At 56.2% G+C, this 5653-nt stretch carries 3 protein-coding genes and 2 pseudogenes; 2 read left to right on the top strand and 3 right to left on the bottom strand.

Annotated elements, in window-relative coordinates; genetic code table 11:
* From BM174_RS20440 to BM174_RS20450, 3 genes and pseudogenes are all read right to left on the bottom strand, one after another.
* Window positions 1-211, bottom strand: a pseudogene (locus BM174_RS20440) (hypothetical protein); the annotation flags it as partial.
* An 849-nt stretch (window positions 212-1060) separates the two neighbouring features.
* The gene (locus BM174_RS20445) at window positions 1061-2710 is read right to left on the bottom strand and encodes an acetolactate synthase large subunit (RefSeq protein ID WP_093925635.1); all 1650 of its coding nucleotides are present in this window, start codon (window positions 2708-2710) and stop codon (window positions 1061-1063) included.
* A 71-nt stretch (window positions 2711-2781) separates the two neighbouring features.
* Window positions 2782-4191 carry a mercuric reductase gene (locus BM174_RS20450; protein WP_093925636.1) on the bottom strand — a complete coding sequence of 470 codons (1410 nt, stop codon included), beginning with the start codon at window positions 4189-4191 and terminating at the stop codon, window positions 2782-2784.
* Between the two features lie 467 nt (window positions 4192-4658).
* Here BM174_RS20450 and BM174_RS20455 point away from each other — a divergent pair, with 467 nt between their 5' ends.
* Both BM174_RS20455 and BM174_RS20460 read left to right on the top strand, forming a co-directional pair.
* Window positions 4659-5336, top strand: a complete 678-nt coding sequence (locus BM174_RS20455) for an ISAzo13 family transposase (RefSeq protein ID WP_093925637.1) — start codon at window positions 4659-4661, stop codon at window positions 5334-5336.
* A 90-nt stretch (window positions 5337-5426) separates the two neighbouring features.
* A pseudogene (locus BM174_RS20460) lies at window positions 5427-5653 on the top strand (IS256 family transposase); the annotation flags it as partial.

Consider the following 5653-nt stretch of genomic DNA (forward strand, 5'->3'; position numbering starts at 1 on the left):
CTCGGGTAGGGCGCGTTCCAGCCAATTTACCCTCCGTGCAACAACGCCCCAGCAGATAAAGAAGTCCGGCAATCAGATAATAAGGAGACCCGCCCAGCATAAGCAGCCAGCCACCACCAAGAAACAGAACAACTCCGCCGAGCGCCATCAATGCCAGCACAAGTATTCCAAAAATCCCAATGTTGCCGCGATACTGCTGAACTTGTTCCATGATCCGTCTCCTCGTGATTGCGTTTATTTGGAACTCCAACAGAATTTCGCTGCCAGTCAGTTGCCACCGCCCTTAGTACATCTGATCACGGAAGTGGCAGCAGAGACCTAACATCGATCAGTCCCCTGTCGTCTAACCTATTGTAGGCGTCATGGAATTGTGGCGATGCCACCCGTCGTCTCCGAAAATGAGGCGAATGACAGTTGGCCTTCGGGCGATGATAAATCGGCGGGCGAGAGCGGCGTCCAGACTTCATCCGCTAGAGTTGAGCCGCTTTGGTCGCCGGAAGGTGTTGGTATCGGTAGAGGTTCCGCTTCGGAGCAGTGTTGCAGCATCAGAAGTTGATGTATTCGGACGCCCAGCTTGACAATGGCACGCCCCCGTTCAGCCGCGCCCTTGTACCCCGCTCGAACCGGTTCGAACCGACCGCGAACCAAGGCAACCTCAGACTTTAAACCGCCGGCAAAATGAGAAAGCGTTTTGACAGATTAGAGAACAAAATCGGCTGTTTTGGTCATTCGCCGCGACAGGCTACGAACAGCTGCTAACCCGAACAGTGTTTAGAGTATCATTTCGCCCCCTTCCGCAAACGCCCCCCGGAAGCCCTTTTGATGACAGTCGCGATTTCATCGCTTGCTGTAAGAGCGGCCAGTCGAAACCCGGCTGGTATGTCGAATATACCTTCAAATACACATCCGTGGTGCGCGATATATTACGCGCCGCCGCGCAAGACCTTTACGAAGACCAAGCGGTCGTTGCATTTCGTCAGGCGCATTGCGCCACCCAATCTGACCAGCGCGACCTCACGGCGCGCGCTGCCGTCTCGGCACTCTCTTGCCCTTTGTGCATTCAGAATGTTGTTTCGATTTTGCCCAACCGCTCGGTCAGCATCATGTTCTCGCGGTAGTCGATCGGGATCACCACCATCGCGGGCCCTTTATGTGTCAATGCCCGATTCAATGCATCTTGCAGGTCTGCCGCATCTTCACAGCGTTCGCCTTGCCACCCCATCGAGGCACAAAGTCCCAGCCAATCGGGGTTGGTGAACGACAGATCCGTGTGGTGCCCGAACTCTTGCTGCTGCTTCCACGCGATCAACCCATAAGCGTGATCTTCCCAAACCAGCACCGTGATGTCGGAACTGAGGCGACTTGCGGTTTCCATCTCCTGCACATTCATCATCACATCCCCATCGCCAACCACGGCAAGGATTTTTGCGTCCGGCCTTGACAGTTTAGCCGATATCGCCCCGGGAAGTGGCATACCCATCGAGCAAAATCCATTTGAAATCAGGCAAGTGCCGGGTTCATGGCATTGGTAGTGGCGGGCAACCCACATCTTGTGAGCCCCAACGCCAGACAACAGAATGTCATGCGGCCCCAGAACAGCGCGCACATCAGCGATGGCCTTTTGGGGGCGGATTGATCCCTTGGTGTCATCATCGTCATGCTCTGCAAATTCCTCCAGCATCTTCCGACGCAGCTTGGCCTGCGATGCAAAGTCGAATTCAGGTGTGCCGTCCCGCGCCACGCGGGCGTTCAACATCTCAATTCCATGGGACAGATCGCCCACAACTTCGATCTGAGGCTGGTAGTTGCAATCGCTCTCGGCGGGAAGGAAATCCATGTGGATAATGTCGCGCGCTCCCTCGGCATTCCATTTTTCTGGGCCGTACTCGACCAGATCGTAGCCCACAGTGATGATCAGATCGGCCGCATCGATCGCCGACTGTGGATAGTCGCGTTGCCCCATGCCGATGGTAAACAGACAGTGTTCGCTGTCCATGTCAACGGCGCCCTTTGCCATGAACGTCATCAATACACCGATCCCGGTCGCATGGCAGAATTGACAGAGCTGTTCGCTGACGCTGGTGCGGATTGCCCCGTTTCCCGCGATTATCAATGGGCTCTTGGCGCTGCGTATCCGTTCCCACACCTCGTCCATGATCTTGTTTTCCGGCACCGGGCGGCGAGGTCGTCCAGGCCGCATCGGACGAGCATCGGTCTCGTTGGCCGCAATATCTTCCGGCAGTTCGATATGGGTCGCCCCCGGTTTTTCGACCACAGCCAGCTTTATCGCCTTATGCACAATTTCAGGAATGTTGTCGGCGTGATTGACTGCGCAGGACCATTTGGTGACGGGGCGGAATAGTCCGACCACATCCATCACCTGATGGCTTTCCTTGTGTTGTCGGGTTAAAGCCCCCTGACCGGTGATCGCAAGGATAGGCGCGCGGTCCATGTTGCCATCAGCGACGCCAGTGATCAGATTGGTCGCCCCCGGTCCCAGCGTGCCCAGACAGACGCCAACCTCGCCCGTCAGCCTGCCGTGGATTTCTGCCATAAATGCGGCGGCCTGCTCGTGTCGGGTAAGGACAAACTCGATGGTGGATTTTTCGAGCGACATCATGAAGTCAGCATTCTCTTCGCCAGGCACGCCGTAAATACGGGTTATGCCTTCTACCTCGAGGCAACGAATAAACAGGTCGGATGCTTTCATACAATTTTCCTTTCATTGCTTGGTCGCGTGGTCATGGAGTGGTGGTCGGGTGTTCAAGCCAATTGAAACCTTCAGACGACGCTCAAACGCTTTAGTCCCGCCAAAACCGTCGGCAACAGTTCGGCCACGGTTGGATGGATGGGCAGGGCCTGCTGCAGGACCCGGTAGCTGGATTTCGTTGCCATGAAGTTGGTAATGACGGCAATCACCTCGTCAGCCGAAATGCCAATTATCGACGCCCCCAGTATCTGCTCGGTCTCACCATCGACGATCAGTCGGATCAGCCCGGCGGTCTCACCCTCTTCCTTTGCGCGGGCGACGTCCGACATCATGCGCTCTGCGGTCAGAATATGTTGCCCATTTTTGGCCGCCAGACATGCATCGGCAAGGTTCATCCCCACCCGACCAAGCGGTGGATCAGTGAACATGGCGTAAGTTGTGGGCCGTTCGTCGGCGTCCCGCCATTGATGCAGTGAACCTACGTTTTGGGCCGAGTTTGCAAGGACAATCTGGTGGTCGTGATAGCTAGTATGGGTAAAGGCGCCGCGCTTGTTGATGTCACCTAAGGCCCAGATGCCATTGACGTTTGTCTGCAACTGCGCATCAGTTTCGATAAAGCCATTGTCGTCAGTATTCACCCCAACATTGTCAAGATTTAGCCTGTCACTGTTTGGCACTCTGCCAGTGGCAAAAAGCAGATGTGTTCCTTCGATGCGTTGATTGTCGTCGAGAATAACTGCGACGCCGCTGTCCAATTTTTCGACACAGGTTATCTCGACATTGTTCATGACACGAATATCTTCGTTCTCGACAAACTCCTGAATGATGGCAGACACATCTTCATCCTCGCGGGAGGCCAGTCGGGCGCTGCTGTTGAGTATGGTCACCTGCGCCCCGAGGCGGCGGAAAATCTGCCCCATTTCCAGCCCGATGTAGCTACCCCCGACGACAATCAAATGCGCCGGGCATTCGGTCAGTTCCAAGAGGCTGACATTATCCAGGTAGGGCACGGCCTCCACGCCCTTGATTGATGGAATCGAGGCGCGCGTGCCGGTGTTGATGTAGACCTTGTCGGCCGTGACAGTCTGATCGCCAATCTGCAGGGTAAACCTACCGTTATCGTGACCAGCGAACGCGCCCCATCCGCGCAGGATCTCTACGTTTTCCGAACCCTCAAGCCCGCTCTCGAGCCCCGCACGGGAGGTCTGAACCCGGTCACGCATGCGCGCCATCGCCGCCGCGAAATCGACCGTCACGTCACCCACGCCAATTCCAAAATCGGCCGCCCGCCGTGCCAAATGCGCGACCCGCGCCGACTTGCGCAATGTTTTGGTCGGCGTACATCCATAATTGACGCAAGATCCACCCATCAGATTGCCTTCGACCATGGCAACAGATTCCCCGCCATCAGCGAGAAACATTGCCAAGGCTGGCCCAGCTTGGCCTGCTCCAATAATTGCGGTATCAAAATGCTTGGGCATGATTGGTCCTCACTTCTGTTTGTTGTCTGGTCGGCTTTCCCCAAGTTTTTCGGCATCGAAACGTGCAATTTGGGTAGGTGCAATCATGTCCTGCCGCTGAAACTTTGTCGTTCAATCAGGTGCCGTCGGTACGATGCTGTTGGGCACCTGTTCAAAAATGGCTTTTGACTGGCGTTTTGTTCCGTACACCAGTGCCAAGACGAAATGGCTAAAACCAACTGATCTTAGTGGGTTGGCACCGGCGATACTGTGGCACATTTGACCATGCCGGACGATTGCGAGAAATATCGTTAGCTCAGGGTCGGCACCACCTAAACTCCAAGATCCCTACGGCAAGTTTCGCGAACGGGTGCTGATCCGTGTTAGGAGACTTTCAACAATAACTGAATCGCTTGCCGAGGTGCCTGCGTCTGTATGACTCGGCCCGGGGGATTCTCAGCGTGTGCTTGTTATGGTAATTATTGTTCATGGTATCACGGGAAGCAATCAGGCAGCGATGGGAGGTTTTCGGCTCGAAGCTCGACGAACGTGGCAGGCGTTTGTTTGCTGCAGCGGAAGCCCGAACGGCTGGGCGCGGCGGGCATGCTGCAGTAGCGGAGATCACCGGTCTCGCGCGTTCGACCATCGGGCGGGGGCTCAACGATCTTGATACGTCAGGGCCAGGTAATGGTCGAGTGCGCCGCAAGGGCGGAGGGCGGCGCGAGGTCGCTGACCTTGATGCGACGCTGGTGTCCGACCTGCAGAGCCTCGCCGAACCGGCGACGATGGGTGACCCGATGCGCCCACTAAAATGGGTATCGAAGAGCCCGGCCAAGTTGGCTTCCGCGCTGTGTAACGCTGGCCATACTGTGTGTGCCAATACCGTCGCGAAGTTGTTGGAAACAAGGCTCGAATACTCACGGCAGGTCAATCGCAAGACGCACGAGGGCACCAACCATCCCGACCGCGACGCGCAGTTCGAGCATATTAACGCCAGCGTGTTGGCCGCGCAGGTGGCTGGGCAGCCTGTCATCTCGGTCGACACCAAGAAGAAGGAGCTGGTAGGCAACTACCGCAACGGCGGCAGCGACTATCGGCCAAAAGGCGATCCGGCCTGCGTCAATGTGCATGATTTCCCCAACAAGGAACTCGGGAGCTATGACTGAATCTGGTGTTTTGGCGGTTTGAAGGTTGGCGGCGTATCTGGTTGATTTGTTGTTGGAAGACAGCAGCCCAACCGAAGGAGATACACCACCATGGAAACGACTAACATTGTTGATTTTGCGCGTCGAGACGGGATCACGGACGCGCTGACGGATTTGCTGAGAACGGGGGCGCAGCAATTGATCGCAACAGCAGTTGAAGCTGAACTTGCCGGTTATCTGGCTCAATTTTCCGACTTGCGCACTGAAGCAGGTCACGCGGCTGTCGTGCGCAACGGGCATCATCCGACCCGGCCCTTCCAAACCGGCATTGGCCCTGT

The sequence above is a fragment of the Sulfitobacter brevis genome (assembly GCF_900112755.1).
Classification (GTDB): domain Bacteria; phylum Pseudomonadota; class Alphaproteobacteria; order Rhodobacterales; family Rhodobacteraceae; genus Sulfitobacter; species Sulfitobacter brevis.